This window comes from Cytophagales bacterium, from assembly GCA_019456305.1.
Taxonomy (GTDB): domain Bacteria; phylum Bacteroidota; class Bacteroidia; order Cytophagales; family VRUD01; genus VRUD01.
Map to the genome: position 1 here is coordinate 1 of VRUD01000149.1, position 2,660 is coordinate 2,660.

The window sequence follows — 2,660 nt, forward strand, 5'->3', positions numbered from 1 at the left end:
CAAATTAGAACAGCGGTTATTTAAGACAAGAAAGAGAAAATTAGAAAAGAAAAAAAGAATATAACCACGAATTACACGAATTACACTAATTTAATTAGTGTAATTCGTGTAATTAGTGGTTTCGTGTTTAAAATATTTTGTGAACCTTTGTGCCTTCGAGTCTTTATGGCAAGAAAAAGATGAAATTTACATTAATCCACATTATCCCAAGCTCGAAACCCGAAATCCGAAATCCGAAGTTCGAAACTCGAAACTTATTTGTTTCGTATTTCGATATTCGAATTTCGATTTTTTTCTATTTGATTATTGTCCTGCTATTTTCTTTTAATGTTTTAAAAGGGCAGGACTGGCAGGGCGGAGGCGGCAGAGACTGGAAAGGGCAACAGCTAAAGGGGATAATAACCGGAAAAATTATTGATGCCAAAAGTGCACAAACAGTTGAATATGCTACAATCACCTTGTATGATCAAAAGGATAGTTCACTCGTTACAGGCACTGTATCCAATCAAAAGGGAAAGTTTGAGATAGAAGCAAGTTTCGGTGTTTACAACATCAGGATTGAATTCATTTCCTATGAACCAAAAGTCATCAAAGGGATTAAGGTAAGCAAGGAGAAGCTATTTGTAGATATTGGTACTGTTAATCTAACAACTTCTACCGTTATACTTTCTGAAATAGAAGTGAAGGGAGAAAAAAGCCGGCTGGAAGTAGGACTCGACAAAAAGGTATTTAATGTGGAGAAAGATCTTTCAAGCATTGGCGGCACGGCTGCTGATGTGCTGGAAAATATTCCTTCGGTTTCGGTGGATGTGGATGGGAACGTCAGTTTAAGGGGGAGTAGTAACGTAAGAATATTGGTTGATGGCAAGCCCTCCGGGCTTACAGGCATTAGCAGCACGGCTGTGCTGGAACAATTACCTGCCAATTCAATTGAAAGTATTGAGGTGATCACCAATCCTTCGGTGAGGTATGATGCTGAAGGGTTGTCGGGTATCATCAATATCATTCTTAAAAAAGAAAAGAAAAAGGGTATGAATGGATTGCTCAGTATTACCGGGGCTTATCCCAGTAACCACAACGGTTCTGTCAATTTTAATTATGGGTTCAAAAATATCAACCTTTTCGGTAGTTATAACATCAGGAATGGTGAAAGGCCGGGATACGTGAAATATAACAGGCGTACAATTGTTAACGACACGATCACTTATCTTGATGAGCACAGCGATTTCAACCGTACAGGATGGTCGCACAATATGCGTGCGGGAGTAGATTATATGTTTAATAAAAACACGGTTACTGCTTCTGTGCTATACAGAACCAGCAACAGGGATAGAACCCGTGATGTTGAATACCGGGAGTATGATTTTAAAGATTCAACTACAGATGAGTATATCAGGAAAACCTGGGGAGCTAAAACAGATAACAATATAGATTATGCCTTAAGCTATAAAAAGATATTTTCAAGGAAAGGACAGGTGTTGACGGCTGATGTGCAATATTCCACTGCCTTTGAGGAAGAAGATATGGACATCGTTGAACAACATTTTTCGCCTGCCAGTACTATGCCCCTTTTGCAGCGCACGTTCAGCAAAGAGAATCAGAATAATTTCATCTTTCAGGCAGATTACGTACAGCCGGTTAGTAAACAAGGCAGGATTGAGGCTGGATACAAAAGCAGTATAAAAAATATTGACAAGGATTATGACATAGAGGAGGACACTAACTCCACCAATAATTGGATCTATCTAAGTGCTGTCAGTAACCATTTTATTTATAATGAGGTGATTTATGCTGCCTATGGTATGTACAGCAGCAAGGTTAAAAAAATCAGTTACCAGGTTGGAGTGAGGGCTGAGCAGACCTACGTTACCTCTGAATTGAAAGAAACTGACGAAACCTCTATTAAGAATTACCTGAACTTTTTCCCCAGTGTACATTTGTCGTATGAGTTGAATAAAGAACACAAGATGCAGCTAAGCTACAGCCGCAGGATCAGGAGGCCTTCGTTTTGGAACCTTAACCCTTTCAACAGCTATGCAGACCCGTTGAACCAATGGATTGGCAACCCTGACCTGAATCCTGAATTGACCTCCTCCTTTGAAATCGGGGATATCAAATACTGGGAAAAGAACACCCTGAGTTCCAGCATTTACTACCGTCATACCGATGACGTGATACAACGGATCAGGCAATTGGACGATAGCAGCGGTATATCTATAACCCAACCTGAAAATCTTTCCAGCCGCGAGTCATTCGGGGTGGAGATGACGTTTTCTAAAAATATTTTCAAATGGTGGAAACTAAATGGCAGTTTCAATTATTTCAGGAGCATTGTTGACGGAGGAAACCTGGGGGAAGGGTTTGCCAGCGATTTCTATAGCTGGACAGGCCGGTTGAGCTCCCAGATGACGGTTTTGAAGGATATGGATATTCAGATAATGTTTAATTACAGGGCGCCAAGAGAAACCACCCAGGGAATGAGGCGTGAAATTTATTTTATAGATATTGGGATAAAGAAAAGAGTGCTTAAAGGAAAAGGTACCATCAGCCTGAGGTTAAGTGATGTGTTGAATTCACGTAAATACGCTGGCGAAACAAACGGCCCGGGTTTTTATATCTACTCTGAGTACAAGAGGTTGTCGCAGAGAATATATGCAGGC

1 protein-coding gene is annotated in these 2,660 nt (G+C 40.3%); it reads left to right on the forward strand.

The features are described from left to right. Window positions 1-179: 179 nt before the first annotated feature. A partial coding sequence (locus tag FVQ77_17400) for a TonB-dependent receptor (GenBank protein MBW8052080.1) occupies window positions 180-2,660 on the forward strand: 2,481 nt, incomplete at its 3' end.